Here is a 21,848-nt window from a genome sequence, read left to right as displayed (position 1 = left end):
TGCGGTTAGATTTTTTACGGTGAAAAAGCCCATGCAGTTGATACGCGGACTTCACAATTTGCCAAGATTTTCCGCCGCGTTAGAAAACGGCTGCGCCATGACCATCGGCAATTTCGATGGCGTACATAGTGGTCATCTGCAAGTCTTGAAAGCACTGCGCAAAAAAGCCGAGCAATTGGCTATACCGAGTGTGGTGATGATTTTTGAGCCTTTGCCGATTGAGTTTTTTTCCCCGCAAAAAGCGCCGGTTCGTTTAATGAACCTGCGCGAAAAACTGAAAGCCTTGACGGATACGGGCATCGATTATGTTATCTGCGTACACTTTAACCAGCTTTTTGCTGAATTGAGTGCGGCACAGTTTATCGATCAGGTGCTGGTCAAACAATGTCGCGTCCGCCATTTGGTGGTGGGTGATGACTTCCGTTTCGGCAAAAGCCGCCAAGGCGATTTTGCGCTATTGCAGTCTTGCGGTCAGACGAATGGTTTTGAGGTGGTCGATATGCCGACCTTCGATATCGAAGGTGAACGTGTCAGTAGTACACGTATCCGTCAGGCATTAATCGACAATGATGAACAGCGGCCGGATTTAGCTCAGGTAAAAAAACTGCTGGGGCGTGAATTTACTTTTAATGGCCGTGTGATTCATGGCCAGAAGTTGGGGAGAACCATAGGTTTCCCAACCCTGAACATCAACCCAAAGCGCAAGCAGATGCCGGTAATGGGCGTGTTTGCCGTTCGCGTAAACGGTCTGAGTGATAAGCCTTGGCCGGGCGTGGCGAATATCGGTATCCGTCCAACCATTGAGGGCTTAAGGCCTTCGATAGAAGTGCATCTGTTTGATTGGCAAGAAGATGTTTACGGCCGCCATATTGAGGTGGTTTTGCAGCAATTTATCCGTCCTGAGATGAAGTTTAACGGTTTGGATGAATTGCAAAAACAGATTCAGATCGATGCCCAAGCCGCTCGCCAATTGCTGCAAAATGCCGGCGACTGATGACTTTGGAATCATCCTAAAGAACAAGAATATTCAGGTAATGCCAGTGGCGTTATCAAACAAAAAAAGAAAATTTTGAATTGCAACCTCTGGCTTAGCCAGTGTAACCATAGCGAAGTGTGATATGACAGACTATAAACCGACCTTGAACCTTCCTGAAACGGATTTCCCAATGCGTGGAAATTTGCCTAACCGTGAACCTCAACAGGTAGAGAAATGGTTAGATGAGGGACTTTACAATACCGTGCGTGAGCACATGGCTGGTCGTCCTAAGTTTATTTTGCATGATGGTCCTCCATATGCGAATGGTGATATCCATATCGGTCACGCTGTGAACAAGGTGCTTAAAGACATGATCGTTAAGTCAAAAGGCTTAAGCGGCTTTGATGCGCCTTTTGTTCCGGGTTGGGACTGCCACGGTTTACCGATTGAGCTGAATGTGGAAAAGAAAAAAGGTAAGGTTGGCGCCAAGATCAATGCGACAGATTTCCGTCAAGCTTGTCGTGATTACGCGCAGAAACAGGTTGAAGGGCAGATGGCAGACTTCCAGCGTTTGGGGGTTATGGCTGACTGGGATAAACCTTATCTGACCAAAGACTTTAAATTTGAAGCCGATGAAATCCGTGCTTTGGCGCGTATCATTGAAAACGGTCATCTAATGAAAGGTACCAAGCCGGTTTATTGGTCGGTAGGCGGTCGCTCTGCCTTGGCCGAAGCCGAAGTGGAATACGAAATGAAGCGTTCCAAGTCAATTGATGTACGTTTCAAAGTGGTTGATGAAGAGGCCTTTTTCAAGCGTTGCCACCATGTTGAAGAGCACACCGGAGAAGGACCTTTGTCAGTGGTCATCTGGACAACTACGCCTTGGACCTTACCGGCTAACCAAGCGGTTTCAATCAATCCTGAACTGGAATATGCCGTCGTTCAGGTGGAAGGTGAACACGGTCCAGAGCGTCTGTTCATTGCCGAAGCGATGATCAAGGATGCCATGGATCGTTGGGGCTTCGATAAATACCAGGTTATCGCCTATGGTCGTGGCGAGCAGTTTGACCTGATTCGTCTGCAACACCCTTTCTATAATCGTATCGTACCGATTATCCTAGGTGACCACGTTACTACCGATGCCGGTACAGGTTGTGTACATACGGCGCCTGCACACGGTATGGAAGATTTCCAGGTAGGTCTGAAATACGATCTGGAAGTGGATTGCCCAGTTGACGGTAACGGTAACTATGTAGCCGGTACCGAGCTGTTTGAAGGCGAGAACGTCCTTAAGGTCGATGATCATGTTATCGAGGTGCTAAAAGAGCATAAAGCGCTGGTGCATATCGAAATCATTGAACACAGCTATCCGCATTGCTGGCGCACCAAAACCCCATTGATTTTCCGCGCCACGCCGCAATGGTTCATATCCATGGAGCAGGCTGGACTGCGTGATGCCGCTATGACTGAGATCAAGCAGGTTCAGTGGATTCCTGAATGGGGTCAAAACCGTATTGAAGGGATGATCGAAGGTCGTCCGGACTGGTGTATTTCGCGTCAGCGCCATTGGGGTGTGCCGATTACCATTTTTGTACATAAGGTGACAGGTGAAATGCACCCGCAGACCACCGAACTCATGGAAAAGGTCGCGTTGATGGTTGAAGAAAAATCCATTGATGCATGGTATGAACTAGACGTTAACGCCTTCTTGGGTGCCGAAGCGGAAGACTATGAGCAGGTAACCGACATTCTTGATGTATGGTTCGATTCAGGTATCTCTCACTATACGGTTTTGAATCAGCGTGATGAGCTACAAGCGCCTGCGGATCTATATCTGGAAGGTTCCGATCAGCACCGTGGTTGGTTCCAATCTTCGCTATTGACTGCCTTGGCGACCGAAGGCAAAGCGCCATACAAGCAGGTGTTAACCCATGGCTTTACCGTTGATAAAGACGGTAAGAAAATGTCTAAGTCAAAAGGTAATGTGGTTGCGCCGCAGCAGATCGCCAATAAACTGGGAGCGGATATCCTGCGTCTATGGATTTCGGCCGCTGACTACCGTTATGAAATGACCGTTTCCGATGAAATCATCAGCCGTACCGCCGATGCATATCGCCGTATTCGTAATACCGCCCGTTTCTTATTGGCCAATATCAACGGCTTTAATCCGGCAACCGATATGGTTGCTTATGATGACTTGTTACCGTTAGATAAGTGGGCAATCGGCCATGCCGCCAAGGTGCAAAAAGAAATTATCGAAGCTTACGATAGCTATAATTTCCATAGCATCTATCAGGCAATGACTCATTTCTGCTCAATCGAGTTGGGTGCGTTCTATTTGGATGTGATCAAAGACCGCCAATATACTTGTAAAACAGATGGTTTGGCTCGTCGTTCTGCCCAGACAGCGCTGTATCATATTGTTGAAGCACTCACTCGCTGGATGGCTCCGATTCTGAGTTTCACCGCAGAAGAAATCTGGCAGACCTTACCGGGTGAGCGTGAAAAAACGGTATTTGTCGCGACTTGGTATGAAGGTCTGACCGAGCTGGATGAAAGCACGGAAATGAACTCGGCCTACTGGAATCAGATGCTGGAAATCCGTTCCGCCGTTTCCAAACAACTTGAGCAATTGCGTAATGATAAGGTCATTAAAGGATCGCTAACCGCTGAAATCACCCTGTACTGCGATGATAGTCTATATGCAGAGCTAAACAAGCTGGGCGATGAATTGCGTTTTGTATTGATTACTTCTGAAGCGGTTGTCAAGCCAATGGCCGAGAAATCGGACAGCGCGGTTGCCAGTGAATTTGATGGCCTATGGATTGATGCCGGTGCGACAGAAAAACCTAAATGTGCTCGTTGTTGGCATCATCGTGAAGAAGTCGGGCAGATTGAAGAACACCCAGAGCTTTGTCAGCGTTGTGTAGATAACGTTTCAGGCTCGGGCGAAACCCGTCACTTTGCATAATTCGCAGATTTAGCTCGGCACTAAACATCACCACTTCTGTGTTGGGAAATGGTCACTTACAATTTGTAAGCTCACATTTCCCTCCTTGAATTGGCGGCGTTTAGCAACCCATCTAAATAGCGAATACAAAAGAATATCCTCGACGGTTTTAAATCGAAATTTAATTTTGCTTTTTAAACTCTCATACTCGAATTCTTTAAGAGTTAATTTAAACCTAAAAGAAACCTATCTATGAATTCAACAAATTCCACGGCTTTAAAAACCCTCTGGCTGGCAATCTTGGTGATTGTTTTCGATCAATACACCAAATATCTGGCGGAAAGCTATTTGGTGTTTGCCGAGCCGGTAGCGGTAATGCCAAACCTTAATTGGATGTTGGCCTATAACTACGGTGCGGCCTTCAGCTTTTTGGCGGATATGGGAGGATGGCAGCGTTGGTTCTTTACCGGGCTTGCCGCTGTGGTCAGTGTGATTCTCGTGTTCTGGTTATATCGTCTGCCCAATAAATTCACCACAGAAGTATGGGGAGTGAACTTGGTATTGGGTGGAGCGATCGGAAATGTAATCGATCGTGTATTAGCCGGGCGAGTGACCGATTTTGTCGATTTCTATATCGGTTCTTGGCATTATGCGACCTTCAATGTTGCCGATATTGCCATCAGTATTGGCGCCGGTTTATTGCTCCTAAGCGAGTTGGTGTTAAAACCAAGAGCGGCGAAAAACGCAGTGCAAGCGGAGAAGCTGAAAAAGTTGAAAAAAGCCAATGAAACGGCTTAAACCTTTGCACCGGCCTCAAAGGTTTTTTATTTAACAGTTAATAACTGCTGAAAGTCTGTAACGGCTTTTTTAAAGTCATCCGCTTTGGTAATCGCGGTAACCACCGCAATACTGTCCACGCCGGTTTGCTTTACACTTGCCGCTCTTTGCAATGAGATACCACCAATGGCGACCACCGGCAATTGCTGTTGATCTCGCTTTTGATCCCTTAAAGTCATTAAATGGCGCAAATTCTCTATGCCTTGAATCTGTCCAGTCATATCTTTGGTTTGGGTCGGAAAAATCGCACCTATGGCAAGATAACTCGGTTGGATCTGCTGCGCTAAAATAAACTCATAGGCTCCATGAGTACTGATACCCAAACGAATCGATTGTTGTATTTTATGCAATTCATCTCTACTCAATGCTTGCAGGTCTTCTTGGCCTAAATGCACTCCAAAAGCGCCATATTCAATGGCCAACTGCCAATAATCATTAATAAACAACTGACATTGCGGGTATGCCTTGGATAGTTGCACCGCTTGTTTTATAGCCTGTTTCAGTTCAGCGGTAGTTTTATTTTTCAGCCTCAATTGAATGATTTTAATACCCAAAGGCATGAGTTTTTCCAACCATGCAACTGAATCGACAACCGGATAAAGCCCAAGATATTGATGCTCTAATCTGGCAAATGCGGGCAGGTTCTCGGCTTTGGGGTTTATTACCCTGGGATAAAAGGTTTTTTCCACCGGCCAACTCGGTTGGATCAGCGAACCATAATAGTCGCTATTGTCTGGACACAAACTAAACGCTTTGTTGATAAATGCTTGTGCGTGAATAAAGGCATCCCTTAGCAGATAGCCTTGCGCCAGAAAACAGGCCAGAGCGGTGGACAACGTGCAACCGCTACCATGACCATAAGCGGTTTGTGCCTTTGTCGATTGCAGTTGCAGATGCTGCTCGGCAAAAAAACAGTGGTCGATAACCACATCTGTATCGTCACCATGGCCGCCGCTTATGATTAGGGCTTGAGCACCAAACTGTTGTAAAGATTGCCAGCAGCGCTCTGGGTCTTTCTGGTGAGTTTCGCTGAGATATTGAGCTTCAGACCAGTTAGGGGTGATTAAATCAACCAGCGTCATAAGCTGCTGCAGCAAAGAAATATCCAGCGCTTCCTGACTTAGATCGCCGCCAACCGAGGCTTTGATAACCGGGTCCAAGACAATAATCGGTTTATTCGATGGAGCAAATTGTCGCAGGCGACCAATCAGCCATCGTAACTGTCGGTTATCGGCAAGCATTCCGATTTTGATTGCGGCCGGTGTTTTATCGCTGAGCAAAGCATCGAACTGTTGCTCTAAAGTATCGACCTCTACAGGGTTAATGCTGAATAGCTGCATAGAGTTTTGCACGGTATTGGCGGTGATCAGGCTGCAAACCTCCATACCCAGTATATGTGCTGTTTTGATATCGGCTTGAATACCTGCGCCACCACTACAGTCGGAGCCGGCAATCGTCCATAACACCGGACGAGGAGAAAACGGATTCATAATGTGCAATTCTTTTAATAATTCACTTGATGCCAAAAAGGCTGATCGAGTGTTGGTGTACTGGGATTGGCTTGATGTTGTTCTGTCATCAGCCCTGCTTGATATGCGAGGCGTCCGGCTTGAATGCTTTGCGCAAATGCCTGAGCCATCATTACCGGGTTATGTGACTTGGCCACCGCGGTATTTAATAAAATGGCATCCACACCCATTTCCATTGCCTGAAGAGCGTGGGAAGGTTTGCCTATGCCGGAATCAACAATCAGGGTAACCTCCGGAAAACGATCGCGAATGGCTTGTAAGGCATAAGGGTTTAATAACCCTTTGCCTGTGCCGATGGGCGAGCCCCAAGGCATAATCACTTTACATCCCAGCTCAACCAGATGACGTGCAATGACCAAGTCATCGGTACAGTAAGGCAATACCTTAAAGCCATCCTTAAGCAAGGCTTCAGTGGTTTTGACCAACTCGATAGGGTCAGGTTGCAGGTTGTAGTCATCACCGACGAGCTCAAGTTTAATCCAGTCTGTCTGAAACAGTTCTCGACTCATTTGTGCCATATTGATCGCTTCCTGAGAGGAGTGACAACCGGCGGTATTGGGCAGCAAATGAAGGCCGAGAGATTGGATCATCTGCCAGAAATCGCTGCCGCCATTGGCTTGAGGGTTCTGTCGGCTAAGGGATAAGGTCACCACTTGCGAGTTGGAGGCTTGAATCGAATCGCGCATGATTTGCGGAGATGGATATAAAGCACTGCCGATAAGCAGACGGCTATCAAGTTCCGTCCCGTAGATATTGAGTTTGCAATCTGTCACCTCAACCTCCCTGAATCGCGCTAATGATTTCAATGCGATCATGGTTGTCGATAGCAGTGGTTTGATGTTCAGATGCGGGAATAAACTTATTATTCAGTAGCAGCGCAAACGGCATGGTTGCGCCGAAAGCCTGGGCGGCATCCGCTAAGGAACTTTGTTCGGCAAGTTCAAATTCTTGCTCGTTAATCAATATTTGTATAGTCATAACTTTGTTATTAATCCGGGATAAGAGGGCACCTTGTCGATATTGTCATTGATCAGAGCGCAGCACTGTTCCACCATGGCAGGAGAAAGCAGGTAACCGTGACGAAATAAGCCGTTGAGCTGGATGACATGGTCGTTAATCCAAATTTGCGGTTCATTGTCCTGTAATGCAGGGCGTAAACCTGAGGATATTTCGACGATTTCCGCTTCGCCAAATCCGCTATGCACACTAAAGCATGCCGAGAGCAGTTCCAATGCAGAACGCACCGTGGGTTGACGATTGTCTTCCGATTCGATTTGCGTCGCGCCGACAACAAAATGATGGTTCTGTTTCGGGGCGATATAAATCGGATAGCGCGGATGCATCAGCCGTATTGGCCGTTGCAGATTGACCTGGGGCGCATACAGGCGTAACACTTCGCCGCGAACACCTCGCAATTGACTGGAAGGTGCTATTTGCGTTTTGGCGCCCAAGCCACGGCAATCGATGATCTTATCGAACATCAGACCGATCTTTTCAAAACCAAAATATTTGTCGTTAATCCATATCTGGTTATTTTGCAGGCTGACTTGGGTATCGGTATGCCATTTGATGTCTCTTGAGATTAAGGTGTCTCGTAACGCATGCAATAATTGACGGTTATCCAGCTGGCCTTCATCGGGTAGATACATCATGTGTTGAAAGGCTCTGGGTTGTTGGGCCAATTCGGGTTCCAACTCACTCAAACGAGTTTTATCGATCAGGCTGTAATCTTGGTTTATTTGGCCTTTTAACTGTTGTTGGAAATTTGCAAAACTAGCCCCATCCTGGGCAAAAGCCAATACCAATGAACCCGATTTTTGGAAAAAAATCGGTTCATTGAGTTGTTTAAGCAAATCGGGCCAGAGCTCTAAGCTGCGCTGTCCCATTTGCATAATGGCGTTTGAAGCTTCGGCGGATTCCGCAATCGGAGCCAACATTGCCGCCGCTTGATAAGCGGCGCTTTGCTGGGCAGTGCCATCATCCTTATCATACAGGGTGATGTCATGATCCTGGCTGAGTTGTAAAGCGAGCAAACGGCCGAGTAAACCGGCGCCTAAAATCGCTATGCGCATAGTGGTTTCCTCAAGCCTCTTTCTGGTAGATTTCACTACCGGCTTGAATGAACTCTTTGGACTTCTCTTTCATGCCCTGTTTGATTTCATCCAAAGTGATTTCGCTGATTTGTGCGTTGTTCTCCTGTGCCGCAGCATAGTCGCGTACCTCTTGGGAGATTTTCATCGAGCAGAATTTAGGTCCGCACATGGAGCAGAAGTGTGCGACCTTACCGGATTCTTGCGGGATGGTGTCATCATGATACTCACGCGCACGCTCCGGATCTAAACCTAGATTAAACTGATCAACCCAACGGAATTCAAAACGCGCTTTGGATAGGGCATTATCACGAATCTGCGCACCAGGATGGCCTTTTGCTAAATCACCGGCATGGGCGGCAATCTTGTATGCCATCAGACCTTCTTTCACATCGTCCTTATTTGGTAAGCCCAGATGCTCTTTCGGCGTCACATAGCAAAGCATGGCACAGCCGTACCAACCGATATTGGCGGCACCGATACCGGAAGTGATATGGTCATAACCCGGTGCGATATCCGTGGTCAAAGGTCCTAAGGTATAAAACGGCGCTTCGTCACACTCTTTTAATTGCTTATCGACGTTTTCCTTAATCATATGCAGAGGAATATGTCCCGGGCCTTCGATAATTACTTGAACATCATGTTTCCAAGCGATTTTAGTCAGTTCGCCAAGGGTTTCCAATTCGGCAAATTGCGCTTCGTCATTGGCATCGGCAATTGAACCAGGTCGCAGACCATCACCTAGAGAAAAGCTGACATCATAGGCTTTCATAATCTCGCAGATGTCTTCGAAATGAGTGTAGAGGAAGTTTTCTTGATGATGTGCCAGACACCATTTCGCCATAATCGAGCCACCACGCGAAACAATACCGGTGACACGTTTGGCCGTCATAGGAACATAACGCAACAATACGCCGGCATGGATAGTGAAATAATCGACACCTTGTTCAGCCTGTTCGATCAGCGTATCGCGGAAGATTTCCCAAGTCAGGTCTTCAGCGATTCCGTTAACCTTTTCCAGTGCCTGGTAGATGGGTACCGTGCCAATCGGCACTGGTGAGTTGCGCATGATCCATTCACGAGTTTCATGAATGTGACGTCCGGTGGACAGGTCCATTACCGTATCGGCACCCCATTTGGTCGCCCAAACCAGCTTTTCTACTTCTTCGGCAATTGAAGAACCGACCGAAGAGTTACCGATATTGGCATTGACCTTAATCAAGAAGTTGCGTCCGATAATCATCGGTTCCGATTCGGGGTGGTTGATATTACAAGGAATCACCGCTCGACCACGTGCGACTTCATCGCGGACAAACTCAGGTGTAATATCCTGTGGAATGCTGGCTCCAAATGATTCGCCTTGATGTTGCTGGCTAATCATCTCATCACGCACCTCAGCACGTTTCATATTCTCACGAATCGCAATATATTCCATTTCCGGCGTGATAATACCTTGGCGAGCGTAGTGCATTTGAGTGACGTTTTTACCGGCTTTAGCGCGGCGTACCGTCGGTAGGGCATCAAAACGGATGGTATCCAGTTTTTCATTGGATAGACGTTGTTGGGTGAATTCAGAACTGGCAGAATCCAGTGTCTCGGTATCATCACGATCAATAATCCAGTCAGCGCGCAGCTTAGGCAAACCTTGATAAATATCGATGTCAATATTGTTATCGGTATAAGGGCCGGAGGTATCGTAAACGCAGACAGGCTCGTTTGTTTCGGTAACCGGATTATCTTCGGGGCCGGAAACGTAGGTGTCGCTTAAGCTGATTTCACGCATCCCAACTTTGATTGGGTGAATTTTGCCTTCAACGTAGACTTTTTTAGAATTGGGGAAAGATTGTCCGGAGACATTTTGAATAAATGCTTCGGCTTCCGCTCGACGCTGACGACGACTTTTAGTTGTATTGGGTTGAATGATTTGTGTGGTTTGATTCATCGCTTTGCCTTTTCATTTAGATGAAGGCGAAGCGCTTTAGACTATTAAGTAGAACAGAACATAAACAGATGCTGAGCGAAATAATATGGCATCAACTCTGTATTAGCCCAAGTCCGGAGACGAATGATTGTGTCTCGGAAGAGTCGAACACTCCGGGTAGGAATATCGATGGCGTTTCAGATTGTTCCCTTCGCTGGTACTAACCAGATCAGGTTCTACGGATCCCGCTTAATGCGATCTCAGCCTAGTCTTAGGCACTCCGACAATTAAAATTAAGAGGCGTCAGTATAACGATTAAATTTCTTTTTGCAAAATAGAAAATCGAAATCTTGATGCGAAAATCAATCCTGGTGCTTATTTTTTGACTTGGCTAACCGGACCTAGCCAGGCATCCGGTGGGGCGGCTAAAAAAGGTTTGAGTTTACCCAAGGCGATTTGATAAAGGCCGCCTTCATCTTCGTAAATGGCTTTGGCATCTGCCTCAGTTTGCCAAACACTTAGGGTCGCTATACGACTGTTGGCCGCATCGACAAGTAAAAAGTTTTCGATAAAACCGGGATAGTTCGCCGCTACCGGCATGATTTGTTCTTTTAGAACTGCAGCGGCGTCTTCAATCTTGCCATTTTCAATGTGGACACGGACGTTCATTGCATGCATCGATAACTCCTTTGATAAGCCATGTTTGGCCAATCAGTTGACAGGAAATTCTGTTTGAAAGTCTTTAGGAGATAGATTTTTAGCGGATTTGTTTCAGCAAATAATCGCTAAGAGGAAGCTTAGACTATTAAGAGTTTTTGGAATCAAGGCGCTGTTGATGCAAAGAATGTTGCAGTTGCATGGTTAATTTGGCCAAACGGCTTTGGGTTTTCCAGAATTGATAGGCGGAAAGCTCGATTTCGGAAAACGGTTGATGTTGTTGCTTGGGATTTATTGCATGCAGCATAGATTGCAACGCCTTATCAGGCGCATTTTGAGGGCAATCATGTGTGATGGAGTCAGTCATAAAAGTACCTTAAGCAACTTTTTACCGGATTTTAATCAAGCTTCTTCTAGATTAACGGCCGACTTGTCGGCTTGACGCAATATTTTTAGCATGGCCTCATTCACATAACCATCTGCCGGAATCTTATTCTTCACCTGAAATTCGCGCAAGGCCTGACGGGTTCTCTTGCCGATTACGCCGTCCGGCTTACCGGTTTGATAGCCCAGATTATTAAGGCGAATCTGCACTTCTTTGACCAGTTTAGTACTTAGCGGTTCATCATCCGCCGGACGCTGCTTGGTGAGCGGCGCTCTGCCAATGATCCGGTCAGCCAAATGGCCGACCGCAAGCGCGTATTTATCGGCATTATTCCAGCGTTTTATGACGCGGAAATTGTCAAAGACTAAAAAGGCCGGGCCTTGGTAATCGGTGGCCAGTAGCAATTTGGCTTGCATCTCTTCAATCGGCAAGGGGCGGCCATCGGCTAATTTTAAGCCGAGTTTTTGCCATTCCGCTAAACTGCGTTGGGTTTTATTATCGGCCAATGCGTAGTCGAAATCTTTCGGTAGCGCGACTTCACGTCCCCAGTTTTCGACTCTTTGCCAGCCTAATTGGGAAAGAAAGTTTCCGGCTGAATAAAACACATCCGGCAGGCTATTCCATAGATCGATTTTGCCGTCGCCGTCACCGTCTACCGCATAGTGAATATAGTTTGATGGCATAAACTGGCATTGCCCCATCGCGCCTGCCCATGAACCTTTCATCTGCCTGAGGCTGACATGACCTTTGTCGAGAATTTTCAAAGCATCCATTAACTGGCCGCGGAAAAAACCGCTACGACGAGGGTCGTAAGCCAGCGTGGCAAGCGATTCAAAAATCGGGATATTACCGGTATAGCTACCAAAATTGGTTTCCAATCCCCAAAAGGCAACTAAAAAACGTCCGGGAACACCGTATTTACGGGTAACCTGATCGAGCAGTCTACGATGCTGTTTGTAACGTCTTTGGCCGGTGCGGATACGATAGTCGCTGACGGCGCGGTCAAAATATTGGAAAAACGTCTGGGTGAATTCCGGTTGCGACTTGTCGGATAACAGAACGTCTTCGTTAAGGCTGACATTGGCAAAGGCTTGGTTGACGGTTGCGGTTTTAATGCCTGCTGTCACCGCCTCTTGTTTGAATTCGTTGAGCCAAATTTTGAAGTCGGCCTGACTGGTTTCGGCAAAAGCGGCACTGGAGCTAAACAAGAAGCTTAAAAATAAACTGGTCAGCACGCCTGAAAATTTAGCGGAATAGCTTAATTTAACGGTTTGCATGATTAACTTCATTTTTTCTCGCTCTGGCTTGGCTGGTTGATTATTGTTTTAACGCCTGATTAATGCTCGACGATAGCTAAAAAATTGCTAACTAGAGCGTTATTCTACCGAAACAAAACCAAACCTGAAAAGAAAACCGTTAAAATTAACACTATTGTCAAACTTTACCGACGGCACAGATTTTTGCTTGGCAAATGAAGCAAATCCGTCTCTATTATTTAGGAATGTTGAATGAAATATTTTGCCTCGGCTCCAGGTGGCTTAAGTGAATTGTTGCGAGAAGAATTAATCGCTTTTGGCGCGCAGAACGTCAAGGCTCAGCCTCGTGGTGTCAGTTTTGAAGGTGATTTGGAGGTGGTCTACCGTAGCTGTCTGTGGTCACGTTTGGCAAACAGAATCTATATCACCGTTCTGGAAGTCGAACTGGATAATCAGGAGGACCTGACCAGACAGGTGGCCACAATAGATTGGCAATCGCATATGGATGCTTTTGGTACCTTTGCGGTGTCTTTTTCCGGTAAGGGGATGGGAATCGATCATACCCATTTCGGTGCCTTGAAAATCAAAGACGGTATTGTCGATTATTTTCGTGAAGTCAGTAATAGCCGACCTAAGGTCGATACGCAAAACCCTGAGCTCAGAGTTCATGGACATTTAAATCGTAATCAATTGACCTTGAGTATCGATTTGGTCGGTTACAGTCTGCACCAGCGTGGTTATCGCGAAGGGGAGCAGGTCAAGGCGCCGCTTAAGGAAAACGTTGCCGCGGCATTATTGATGCGCGCCGGTTGGCCGGAAATCGCCAAACAAGGGGGTGTTTTATATGATCCTATGTGCGGTTCCGGTACCTTTTTGGTGGAAGCGGCGATGATGGCATCGGATTTGGCACCGGGCTTGGAAAAAGCCGAGCGCATGCAGTTGAACTTCTGGAAGCAGCATGATGCTAAGTTATGGAACCAATTGCTTGATGAAGCGGAGGGGCGTGAAGCGCAAGGTTTAAGAGCTTTACCGGATATTTATGGTTCGGATGCGTCGCACAAGTCTTTAAAGGTGGCAGAAAAATCGATCAGCAATGCCGGTTATGACGATTCGATTGAAATCAAACAGATGACTGTTGAACAGGCGCATCGCTGGGGAGACTGGCAACCAGGATTGGTGATTTGCAACCCACCTTACGGTGAGCGTCTCGGTGAGGTGGAAACCGTCAAAGAGGTTTATCTGGCGTTAGGTAAATATCTCAAGAATGAATTCGACGGTTGGCAGGCCGCGCTGTTGACCTGTAATCCGGAACTGGGAATGTATCTGGGATTAAAAGCCAAGCGCAGTCATAACTTTTTGAATGGACCAATGGAATGTAAGCTGTTGCGTTTTGAGGTTAATGAAGAGTTTTATCGCGAGCCGGCTTTAAAAGGCGGTAGCAACCTGGCCGAAGAAGTCACCAAAATCAAACCGGAATTGGCTGATTCGGAAGGCGCGGTAATGGTGGCTAACCGTATTAAGAAAAACTTGAAGAGTTTGAAAAAATGGGCGAAAAACAACGCCATTAATGCTTACCGTGTTTATGATGCCGATATTCCCGAATATGCCTTGGCGATTGACTATTACCAAACCGAAGATAGTGGTAACTGGTTGATTGTCAATGAATATGCGCCGCCGAAAACGGTGGATCGTGCTAAGGCAAAAAAACGTCTGCATGAAGGTTTGGCAGGCTTGCCAGGGGTGTTTGCAGAGGTTCCGGTTGAGCAGATTGTCTTTAAGGTTCGTGAAAAACAAAAAGGCACGTCGCAGTATGAAAAATTGGACGAGAACCGTCAGTTTCATACGCTAGTGGAAAACGGTGCCAAATTACGTGTCAATTTCACCGATTATTTGGATACCGGCTTGTTTTTGGACCATCGTGATGTGCGCGCTTTGGTTGCGCAGAAGTCGCGCCGTAAGTCCTTGTTGAACCTGTTTTGTTATACCGCCACCGCCACGGTTGAAGCGGCGGTTCACGGTGCCAAATCCTCTATCAGCGTCGATCTATCCAAAACCTATCTGGCTTGGGGACGAAAAAACCTGATGTTGAACGGTTTTCAGGATGCTCAGCATGAATTGATTCAAGCCGATGTCCTGGAATGGTTGCGGACGCAAAGTGAGCAGCCGCAGCAAACATTCGATGTGGTTTTTCTTGATCCGCCATCGTTTTCGACTTCGAAACGTATGGAAGGTGTATTGGATATCCAGCGAGATCATGTTGCTTTGATTGAGCAGGCAATGAAACTGCTCAACCCCGGAGGCGAGCTGATTTTTTCCAATAACTTGCGCAAGTTTAAATTGGATAATGAAGCTCTGGCGGATTTGCTGGTGGATAACATTACCCAGCAGACTATGCCGAAGGATTTTCAGCGCAACAGCAAGATTCATCAAGTATGGGTAATCCGTAAAAAATAGTTCAGCAATTTATTCAAATTCAGATCATAAAACAATTGAATTCTAATGTTTTTGTGTTGTACGTCTACTGTTGATATATTGAGCCAATAAGTTAGCAAATGAGAATTGAATTGAATGGTTCAAGAAGATGATGTTATAAAAATTGATAATCTCAATGAGATGATTGGAATTAGCCAAGATCATCTTGATTTACTCGGCCAACATCAGGCACGTCTGCTGAATTGTGAACCGCTCTTCTATGAAAAAGTCTTTGCGGGGTTGGCTAATACAGGTTTGCAATATGAGCAGGGTTCAACAACGCTGTTCTTACCCAATTTTTTTACCACTTTGGTCAGCACTAAATTTGATCAGAGCCTCTACCATGAACTTTATATGCAGGTATTGCATTGGAAGCAGTTGGGGCTGAGACAAAACCATATCACCTTATTAATCAATCAATGCCGTCATGCCGTCTATTCTTGTCTGGATGAAGTTCAGCCGCATCAGCTGCTGTATATAGTCGGCTTAATGGTTGATGCCTTAAGTCTGCTTAATAATCATGTCTTCCATTTGGTCGAAATGAAGAGCCGAATCACACAAAAATTTGCTATGGACGTCAACCATGTCAAACGCTCTTATGAATTGGTTTCGGCGGCCTTTCCCGCAGAGTTGATGCAAGTTTATGAAGATCATGTCAAATGGAAAATCCTCGCGTTTTCCATGGCATTGGGTGAAATGTCTGAAGAAAAATTACCTTTGAGCACCCAAGAGTGTCGTTTAGGTAAATGGTTGCAGGCTGGCGGTTGGCAAAGAATTCCGCAAACAGCCCAGCAAAGTTTTGACCAGGCTCATCATGAGGTTCACGAGCTTGCCGTTCAGGCCATTGAATGTAACCGCAACAGTCAGCCTGATCAAATCGTTAAAATTTTGAATTCCATGGAAGAAGCTTCAGACCGCGTTACCGAGGTCTTGATGCAGGTAATGGAAACGGAATTGATTCGTTTTTGTACTTTGGACAGTTTGACAGGGCTGCCTAACCGAAAATTGTTTGATGATATTTTGGAAAAACAGTTGGCTTTTGCCAAACGCAGAAACCTGTTTGTTGGCTTGGTTCTGATTGATATCGATTATTTTAAACCGGTCAACGACAACTATGGCCATCTGGTCGGTGACCAGGTATTGGAGCAACTTGCCGACATTCTCAGAGAGTGTATGCGTGAAGAGGAATCGGTATTTCGTTGGGGTGGCGAAGAGTTTCTTGCTCTGACATTGAGTGAAAGGGCTGATGATTGTTATGTTCTTGCAGAACGTATGCGTGACACCATTGCCAAGACAAGATTTGGTGTGGTTAAAGACGGCGAATTAAAAATCACAGTCAGTTGTGGTGCCATCAGTACCATGTCGTTTGCGATGTTTCAGTTTGAAGAAGTGTTCGGTCAGCTCGATGACTTGCTTTATAAGGCAAAAAAGTCGGGTCGAAATCGTACTTTCCATAAAGTTCTTGAGGCAGAATAAGTTTTCAATTGGAAGCACTTTTTGTTGTTATTTGATTGGTTATCATAAGTCTAAATAGAAGCCGTCTTAATGAAAAGACGCATACTTAAGGGCAATGATTATGGAACAATCTATCCAATTCGATGAGCAATTAATCAAGCGTTATAACCAGTCCGGTCCACGTTACACTTCCTATCCGACCGCGATCCAGTTTGAAGAAGATTTTGGTTTGGCCGATTACAAAGCGGCTGCCCAACGCAGTAATTCTTCAGAGCGGGGTTTATCGCTGTATTTTCATATTCCTTTCTGCGATACCGTCTGTTTTTTCTGTGCCTGTAATAAGGTGTGGACACGAGATCGTTCAAAGTCTCAACCCTATCTAGAGCGATTGTTTAAGGAAATCGAATTGCAATCAGCGCTTTTTGACCCTAATCGAAAAGTGGAACAACTCCATTGGGGCGGCGGCACACCGACATTCTTGAATGTTGAAGAGATGACGGCTTTAATGCAGAAAACGCGTCAGCACTTCAATCTGTATGATGATGATAGCGGTGAATATTCGATTGAAATTGATCCACGTGAAGCAAGTCGAGAATCGGTCAAGGCGCTGCGAGAATTAGGGTTTAATCGCATGAGCTTGGGGGTGCAGGATTTTGATCCTCAGGTTCAAAAAGCGGTGAATCGTATCCAGTCCAAAGAGCAGACCTTTGAAGTACTGTATGGCGCGCGTGAGGCGGGTTTTTTATCGGTTAATGTCGATTTGATTTATGGTTTGCCGCATCAGACCGAACAGGGCTTTTTGAAAACGTTGGATCAGGTGCTCGAAGCCGAACCGGATCGATTCTCTATTTTCAACTATGCGCATATGCCATCAATGTTTCCGACGCAGAAAAAAATGAATGAAGCGGATATGCCGAACGCGGATGAAAAGTTGGCAATATTGCAATCAACAACAGAACGTCTGCTAGAGGCCGGTTATGTCTATATCGGTATGGATCATTTTGCTAAACCGGATGATGAGTTGGCAATAGCGCAACGTAATGAGACGCTATACCGAAACTTTCAAGGTTATTCGACACATGCTGAGTGCGATTTGATTGGTATGGGGGCGACGTCTATTTCATTGATAGATAATACCTATGCCCAGAACCGCAAAGGTTTGAATGAATATTATGAAGCGATCGATTCCGGTGATTTAGCGGTATTTCGTGGCGTGAAACTATCAGAGGATGATGAATTACGCCGAGATGTCATTACACGATTGATTAGTCATTTTCATTTGAACTTCGCACAGCTTGAGCAGCTATGGAATATTCGTTTTGCTGAATATTTCTCAACGGAGTTGGTTAGCCTAGACCCAATGGTTGCCGACGGTTTGATTGAATTGGATAAAGATGATTTACGTGTCACCGCCAAAGGGCGCTTATTGATCCGTAATATCTGTATGGTGTTTGACGCATATCTGAAACAGAGTAGCGCAAACCGTTTCTCTAAAGTGATTTGATCAGTCTACTGCCGTTTATAACGGCAGTTTTGGATTTCTTTATTGATGACTTATCTTATTCCACCGGTGTTGTTTGCGGTGTGGATTCATTGATAAAAGGCTTCGCTTGGTCGTCGTAGAATCCCTTGATGATTTTACCGCCCGATTTTGTTTCGCCGTTTGGTTTCGGAAACCAGTCGGCGGTTTTGCCAGTGAAGTAATAGGCGGTAAGGCCGATCCATTCGCGCCAGCCAGCTTCTAAGGTTGTTAGATTACGGTTGAAATCAAAACCAACCGTGCGATAGTTTTCGCTATCTGTGCGGTAGTCGACCGGAAAAGGAACCACCTTGATGCCTTGCATTCTGGCAATGCCTACCGAACGTGGCATATGGAAGGCGGAGGTGACCAATACATAGGTGCCCTTGTCTTTTGGTAATAAAGGCTTTATGTATTTGAAATTCTCATAGGTGTTACGTGATAGTGATTCGATAATCAGGCGCTGTTCATCAATACCGATGGTTGTCAGCAGTTGTCGGGCTATGGCTCCTTCACCTTCAGTGTTTTGCAGGCTCATTAAACCGCTGCCGCCACTAAAAATCACCGGTGCATCAGGATAATAACTGGCCAAGCTTGCCGCACCGACATAACGATCACCGCCTAAACCTAATTCGGCTACTTGCCAGCTTAGCGAACGTTTTAGATCTTCGCCGCCACCTAAAACGATAATGCCATCAATCTGATCCGGAAGAACTTCAGGTTTGCTAAAACGGTTTTCTAGCGGTTGCATTAAATAGTCGCTTACAGGGTAAGCCATAATCAAGAAGCTGATAAGAGCGGTCGGCACCAATATTTTTTTTGCTTTGCCGAAGCTATTGAAAATCAGAAAAACCATGCCTACAAATAAAGCAATGATAATCAGATTTCCAGGGCTCAAAAATGCCCATACGAGTTTTGATAGCATAAAAAATAGATTATCCATAGCTTGTCCTGTGGCAAATGAAAAGGGGGTGTCCTAATTTTAAGCATGAAAAACGCTAAACAGCAATGCTTATAAGGATTTTCTCTGCGTTATTGTTAATAGCAATGCACTGAAAATATTATTAATCTAATCAAACAGTTAAGCAGTCGGCGTCAATTTTTTTCAAAAAAATTAATTTAATTGGCTTGAATGATAAAAAAATATCCCTATCTTTTATGTAGTTATAGGATATTTATCAAGGAGTTTGCCAGCAATGATGGACAAATTTACCACTCAGTTTCAAAACGCTTTGGCGCAGGCGCAATCTATTGCGGTCGGGCAAGATAATCAGTTTATTGAACCATTGCATATTCTCTCGGCGTTGATTGATGAGTCGAGTCATTTATTGCAGTTGGCTCAGGTCAATACCGCCTTATTAAAACAATCCGTGCAAGAGAAGCTTAATTCTTTACCTAAGGTAAGTGGTAGTGCCGGCAATGTGCAGTTATCGCAGAAATCGGCACAGGTGCTGAATTTAATGGACAAGCAGGCACAGCAGAATGCCGATGCGTTTATCGCCAGCGAACTGTTTTATCTAGCGCTATTGGAAACTAATGATACAGCGGCGACTTTGTTAAAGCAGGCCGGTGCCGATAAGAATAAAATTGAACAAGCGATTCAACAAGTGCGTGGAGGTGAAAGTGTGCAAGACCAGAATGCAGAACAAAACCGTCAGGCTTTGGAAAAATATACGATTGATTTAACAGAACGTGCCGAATCCGGTAAATTGGACCCGGTTATCGGGCGTGATGACGAAATTCGCCGTGCGGTGCAGGTCTTACAGCGCCGTACCAAAAACAACCCGGTACTCATCGGTGAACCTGGTGTAGGTAAAACCGCCATTGTGGAAGGTTTGGCGCAACGAATCGTTAATGGCGAAGTGCCGGAAGGCCTGAAGAACAAACGTCTACTATCATTGGATTTGGCCGGGCTTTTGGCTGGCGCCAAATACCGTGGTGAATTCGAAGAGCGTTTGAAGGGACTGTTGAAAGACTTGGAAAAGCAGGCAGGGCAGGTGATTCTGTTTATCGATGAAATCCATACCATGGTCGGCGCCGGGAAAACCGAAGGCTCGATGGATGCGGGTAATATGCTCAAGCCAGCCTTAGCTCGCGGTGAACTTCATTGTATCGGTGCAACGACGCTCAACGAATATCGTGAAAACATTGAAAAAGACGCGGCGCTTGAACGTCGTTTCCAGAAGGTGATTGTTGATGAGCCAAGCGAAGAAGATACTATTGCGATTTTGCGTGGTCTGAAAGAACGTTATGAGGTGCATCATGGGGTTGATATTACCGATCCTGCGATCGTTGCCGCGGCGAGCCTGTCGCAGCGTTATATCACCGACCGTCAATTACCGGATAAGGCGATTGACTTGATTGACGAAGCGGCCTCGCGTATTCGTATGGAGATTGATTCCAAACCGGAGGTGATGGATCGATTGGATCGTCGTCTGATCCAATTGAAAATGGAACAGGTTGCGCTTAAAAAAGAGAAAGACGAAGCCTCTAAAAAGCGTTTGGCTAGCCTACAAGAGCAAATTGCCGAAATGGAAAAAGAGTATTCGGATCTGGAAGAGATTTGGAAAAAAGACAAGGCCGCTTTGCAGGGAGCCCAACAGTTTAAAGAGAAGCTTGAGCAGGCGCGTATCGATTTAGAATCGGCTCGTCGCGAAGGTAATCTTGCCAAAATGTCCGAGATTCAGTACGGCAAAATTCCTGAACTGGAGACGAAAATCCGCGAAGCGGAGATGGCCGAATCAGCCGCTAGTGAGGAGAGCGAGCAGCATCTGTTACGTAATAAGGTGACCGAAGAGGAGATTGCTGAAGTGGTCGCCCGCTGGACAGGCATTCCGGTAGCGAAGATGATGCAGGGTGAGCGTGAAAAGCTGCTTGAAATGGAACAGGTGCTTGAAGAGCAGGTGGTTGGGCAGCGTGAAGCGGTCAAAGCGGTATCGGATGCGATTCGTCGTTCGCGAGCTGGGCTATCCGACCCGAATCGTCCCAATGGTTCCTTCTTGTTCTTGGGACCTACTGGGGTTGGTAAAACCGAATTGACCAAAGCCTTGGCGGATTTTCTGTTTGATACCACCGATGCGATTGTACGTATCGATATGTCGGAGTTTATGGAAAAACATTCGGTTGCCCGTTTGGTGGGAGCGCCTCCGGGTTATGTCGGTTACGAACAGGGCGGCTATCTGACCGAAGCGGTTCGCCGTAAACCTTATTCGGTGATTCTATTGGATGAGGTCGAAAAGGCTCACCCTGATGTTTTCAATATCCTCTTGCAGGTCTTGGACGATGGACGTTTAACCGATGGTCAAGGACGTACTGTGGACTTTAAAAACACGGTGATTGTCATGACTTCGAATCTGGGTTCACAGGTCATTCAGGAAAAAGCCGGTAAGGCCAGTTATGCGGAAATGAAATCGGATGTAATGGAAGTGGTTGGTAACTATTTCAGACCTGAATTCATTAACCGAATTGACGATATCGTAGTGTTTCATCCATTGGCGCAAGAGCAAATCCGAGCGATTGCCAACATTCAATTGGATAGCTTGCGCCAGCGTCTGGCGGCCAATGACATGCAGCTGGAAATCAGCGATGCGGCTTTGGATATGATTGGTGAAGTTGGTTTCGATCCGGTATTTGGTGCACGTCCATTAAAACGTGTCATTCAACAACAGGTGGAAAACCCTCTTGCGCAGAAAATATTGCAAGGTGATTTTTCTCCGGGTGGTACTGTGCATATTGATTATCAAAATGAAAAGTTGAGTTTTGACTAACTCAAGTGACAAGGGTTAACACAATGTTATGCCG

At 46.0% G+C, this 21,848-nt stretch carries 16 protein-coding genes and 1 riboswitch; of the genes, 7 read left to right on the top strand and 9 right to left on the bottom strand.

Going from position 1 to position 21,848, the window contains the following annotated elements:
- Nucleotides 1-31: 31 nt before the first annotated feature.
- The 3 genes from ribF (at nucleotide 32) to lspA (ending at nucleotide 4,724) form a co-directional block, all read left to right on the top strand.
- Nucleotides 32-994 (top strand): bifunctional riboflavin kinase/FAD synthetase, encoded by a 963-nt coding sequence (gene ribF / locus FE785_RS09030; RefSeq protein ID WP_138565434.1) that lies wholly within the window; start codon nucleotides 32-34, stop codon nucleotides 992-994.
- A gap of 124 nt (nucleotides 995-1,118) precedes the next feature.
- Complete coding sequence (ileS, locus tag FE785_RS09025) at nucleotides 1,119-3,947, top strand: isoleucine--tRNA ligase (protein WP_138565433.1); 2,829 nt, start codon at nucleotides 1,119-1,121, stop codon at nucleotides 3,945-3,947.
- A 231-nt stretch (nucleotides 3,948-4,178) separates the two neighbouring features.
- On the top strand, nucleotides 4,179-4,724 hold the full coding sequence (gene lspA / locus FE785_RS09020; RefSeq protein ID WP_138565432.1) for a signal peptidase II: 546 nt from the start codon (nucleotides 4,179-4,181) through the stop codon (nucleotides 4,722-4,724).
- A 26-nt stretch (nucleotides 4,725-4,750) separates the two neighbouring features.
- Here lspA and thiE read toward each other — a convergent pair whose 3' ends face one another.
- From thiE to FE785_RS08980, 8 genes are all read right to left on the bottom strand, one after another.
- Complete coding sequence (thiE, locus tag FE785_RS09015) at nucleotides 4,751-6,253, bottom strand: thiamine phosphate synthase (RefSeq protein WP_138565431.1); 1,503 nt, start codon at nucleotides 6,251-6,253, stop codon at nucleotides 4,751-4,753.
- Between the two features lie 14 nt (nucleotides 6,254-6,267).
- Nucleotides 6,268-7,065, bottom strand: coding sequence for a thiazole synthase (locus FE785_RS09010; RefSeq protein WP_238696255.1), 798 nt, complete (start codon nucleotides 7,063-7,065; stop codon nucleotides 6,268-6,270).
- A 1-nt stretch (nucleotide 7,066) separates the two neighbouring features.
- Complete coding sequence (gene thiS, locus FE785_RS09005) at nucleotides 7,067-7,270, bottom strand: sulfur carrier protein ThiS (protein WP_138565429.1); 204 nt, start codon at nucleotides 7,268-7,270, stop codon at nucleotides 7,067-7,069.
- Nucleotides 7,267-8,364, bottom strand: coding sequence for a glycine oxidase ThiO (gene thiO, locus FE785_RS09000; RefSeq protein ID WP_138565428.1), 1,098 nt, complete (start codon nucleotides 8,362-8,364; stop codon nucleotides 7,267-7,269). Before thiO ends, thiS begins: the two co-directional genes overlap by 4 nt.
- A 10-nt stretch (nucleotides 8,365-8,374) precedes the next feature.
- Nucleotides 8,375-10,324 (bottom strand): phosphomethylpyrimidine synthase ThiC, encoded by a 1,950-nt coding sequence (thiC, locus tag FE785_RS08995; protein ID WP_138565427.1) that lies wholly within the window; start codon nucleotides 10,322-10,324, stop codon nucleotides 8,375-8,377.
- Nucleotides 10,325-10,492: 168 nt separating this feature from the next.
- Nucleotides 10,493-10,596: riboswitch (TPP riboswitch) on the bottom strand.
- A gap of 82 nt (nucleotides 10,597-10,678) precedes the next feature.
- Nucleotides 10,679-10,981, bottom strand: coding sequence for an antibiotic biosynthesis monooxygenase family protein (locus FE785_RS08990; RefSeq protein ID WP_138565426.1), 303 nt, complete (start codon nucleotides 10,979-10,981; stop codon nucleotides 10,679-10,681).
- A 127-nt stretch (nucleotides 10,982-11,108) separates the two neighbouring features.
- Nucleotides 11,109-11,327 (bottom strand): hypothetical protein, encoded by a 219-nt coding sequence (locus FE785_RS08985; RefSeq protein ID WP_138565425.1) that lies wholly within the window; start codon nucleotides 11,325-11,327, stop codon nucleotides 11,109-11,111.
- A gap of 35 nt (nucleotides 11,328-11,362) precedes the next feature.
- A complete protein-coding gene (locus FE785_RS08980) occupies nucleotides 11,363-12,634 on the bottom strand; it encodes a lytic murein transglycosylase (RefSeq protein ID WP_238696254.1) in 1,272 nt (423 codons plus the stop codon).
- Between the two features lie 219 nt (nucleotides 12,635-12,853).
- Between FE785_RS08980 and rlmKL the strand changes: the two genes are divergently transcribed.
- The 3 genes from rlmKL to hemN all read left to right on the top strand — a co-directional run bounded on the left by rlmKL (nucleotide 12,854) and on the right by hemN (nucleotide 18,032).
- Entirely contained in the window at nucleotides 12,854-15,055 is a 2,202-nt protein-coding gene (rlmKL, locus tag FE785_RS08975; protein ID WP_138565424.1) for a bifunctional 23S rRNA (guanine(2069)-N(7))-methyltransferase RlmK/23S rRNA (guanine(2445)-N(2))-methyltransferase RlmL, read from the top strand.
- Nucleotides 15,056-15,169: 114 nt separating this feature from the next.
- On the top strand, nucleotides 15,170-16,549 hold the full coding sequence (locus tag FE785_RS08970) for a GGDEF domain-containing protein (RefSeq protein ID WP_138565423.1): 1,380 nt from the start codon (nucleotides 15,170-15,172) through the stop codon (nucleotides 16,547-16,549).
- A gap of 100 nt (nucleotides 16,550-16,649) precedes the next feature.
- Nucleotides 16,650-18,032, top strand: a complete 1,383-nt coding sequence (gene hemN, locus FE785_RS08965) for an oxygen-independent coproporphyrinogen III oxidase (RefSeq protein ID WP_138565422.1) — start codon at nucleotides 16,650-16,652, stop codon at nucleotides 18,030-18,032.
- A gap of 55 nt (nucleotides 18,033-18,087) precedes the next feature.
- Here hemN and FE785_RS08960 read toward each other — a convergent pair whose 3' ends face one another.
- Entirely contained in the window at nucleotides 18,088-18,990 is a 903-nt protein-coding gene (locus FE785_RS08960) for a YdcF family protein (RefSeq protein ID WP_138565421.1), read from the bottom strand.
- Nucleotides 18,991-19,243: 253 nt separating this feature from the next.
- Here FE785_RS08960 and clpB point away from each other — a divergent pair, with 253 nt between their 5' ends.
- Nucleotides 19,244-21,814, top strand: coding sequence for an ATP-dependent chaperone ClpB (clpB, locus tag FE785_RS08955; protein WP_138565420.1), 2,571 nt, complete (start codon nucleotides 19,244-19,246; stop codon nucleotides 21,812-21,814).
- The last annotated feature ends 34 nt before the right edge of the window (nucleotides 21,815-21,848 follow it).

This window comes from Thiomicrorhabdus sediminis (genome assembly GCF_005885815.1).
Lineage (GTDB): Bacteria > Pseudomonadota > Gammaproteobacteria > Thiomicrospirales > Thiomicrospiraceae > Thiomicrorhabdus > Thiomicrorhabdus sediminis.
The sequence above is the reverse complement of the archived record's forward strand: the minus strand, read 5'-3'. Positions and strand labels throughout refer to the sequence as shown.

Bases quoted from the DNA above. Each gene is read 5' to 3' on its own strand.
- ribF (WP_138565434.1), top strand. From the start codon at position 32: ATGCAGTTGATACGCGGACTTCACAATTTGCCAAGATTTTCCGCCGCG.
- ileS (WP_138565433.1), top strand. From the start codon at position 1,119: ATGACAGACTATAAACCGACCTTGAACCTTCCTGAAACGGATTTCCCA.
- lspA (WP_138565432.1), top strand. From the start codon at position 4,179: ATGAATTCAACAAATTCCACGGCTTTAAAAACCCTCTGGCTGGCAATC.
- thiE (WP_138565431.1), bottom strand. From the start codon at position 6,253: ATGAATCCGTTTTCTCCTCGTCCGGTGTTATGGACGATTGCCGGCTCC.
- thiS (WP_138565429.1), bottom strand. From the start codon at position 7,270: ATGACTATACAAATATTGATTAACGAGCAAGAATTTGAACTTGCCGAA.
- thiO (WP_138565428.1), bottom strand. From the start codon at position 8,364: ATGCGCATAGCGATTTTAGGCGCCGGTTTACTCGGCCGTTTGCTCGCT.
- thiC (WP_138565427.1), bottom strand. From the start codon at position 10,324: ATGAATCAAACCACACAAATCATTCAACCCAATACAACTAAAAGTCGT.
- FE785_RS08990 (WP_138565426.1), bottom strand. From the start codon at position 10,981: ATGCATGCAATGAACGTCCGTGTCCACATTGAAAATGGCAAGATTGAA.
- FE785_RS08985 (WP_138565425.1), bottom strand. From the start codon at position 11,327: ATGACTGACTCCATCACACATGATTGCCCTCAAAATGCGCCTGATAAG.
- FE785_RS08980 (WP_238696254.1), bottom strand. From the start codon at position 12,634: ATGAAGTTAATCATGCAAACCGTTAAATTAAGCTATTCCGCTAAATTT.
- rlmKL (WP_138565424.1), top strand. From the start codon at position 12,854: ATGAAATATTTTGCCTCGGCTCCAGGTGGCTTAAGTGAATTGTTGCGA.
- FE785_RS08970 (WP_138565423.1), top strand. From the start codon at position 15,170: ATGGTTCAAGAAGATGATGTTATAAAAATTGATAATCTCAATGAGATG.
- hemN (WP_138565422.1), top strand. From the start codon at position 16,650: ATGGAACAATCTATCCAATTCGATGAGCAATTAATCAAGCGTTATAAC.
- FE785_RS08960 (WP_138565421.1), bottom strand. From the start codon at position 18,990: ATGGATAATCTATTTTTTATGCTATCAAAACTCGTATGGGCATTTTTG.
- clpB (WP_138565420.1), top strand. From the start codon at position 19,244: ATGATGGACAAATTTACCACTCAGTTTCAAAACGCTTTGGCGCAGGCG.